Genomic DNA, 673 nt, shown 5'->3' with positions numbered 1-673 from the left:
CTCGGCGAGCTGATCGACGAGCGTGTGCTGATCAACTCGATCGTCGCCCTGCACGCCACCGGCGGCTCCACCAACCACACCCTGCACATGCCGGCCATCGCCCAGGCGGCGGGCATCCAGCTCACCTGGCAGGACATGGCCGACCTCTCCGAAGTGGTGCCGACCCTGGCCCACGTCTATCCCAACGGCAAGGCCGACATCAATCACTTCCAGGCCGCCGGCGGCGTGGCCTTCCTGGTGCGCGAGCTGCTCGCCGCCGGGCTGCTCCATGAAGACGTCAACACCGTCATGGGCCGGGGCCTGCACCACTACACCCGCGAGCCGTTCCTCGAAGACGGCAAGCTGGTCTGGCGCGAGGGCCCGGCGCAAAGCCTCGACGAAAGCATCCTGCGCCCGGTGGCGCGGCCCTTCTCGGCGGAGGGCGGCTTGCGGGTGATGCAGGGCAACCTCGGCCGCGGTGTGATGAAGGTCTCCGCCGTGGCCCCCGAACATCAGGTGGTGGAAGCGCCGGCGCGGGTCTTCCATGACCAGCAGGCGCTGGCCGATGCCTTCAAGGCCGGCGAGCTGGACCGCGACCTGGTGGCGGTGATGCGCTTCCAGGGCCCGCGCAGCAACGGCATGCCGGAGCTGCACAAGATGACCCCCTTCCTCGGCGTGCTGCAGGATCGCGGCT

Annotated in this window: 1 protein-coding gene; it reads left to right on the top strand. The window is 69.5% G+C overall.

Translation table 11 applies throughout. From position 1 onward, the window contains the following. The coding region (locus ACFW0B_RS25875; protein WP_449151806.1) for a dihydroxy-acid dehydratase domain-containing protein at positions 1-673 on the top strand (673 nt) is incomplete at both ends.

Origin of the sequence: Metapseudomonas phytobenefica, assembly GCF_043392685.1 — a bacterium.
Taxonomy (GTDB): domain Bacteria; phylum Pseudomonadota; class Gammaproteobacteria; order Pseudomonadales; family Pseudomonadaceae; genus Metapseudomonas.
This window is presented reverse-complemented; position numbering and strand designations above follow the sequence as displayed.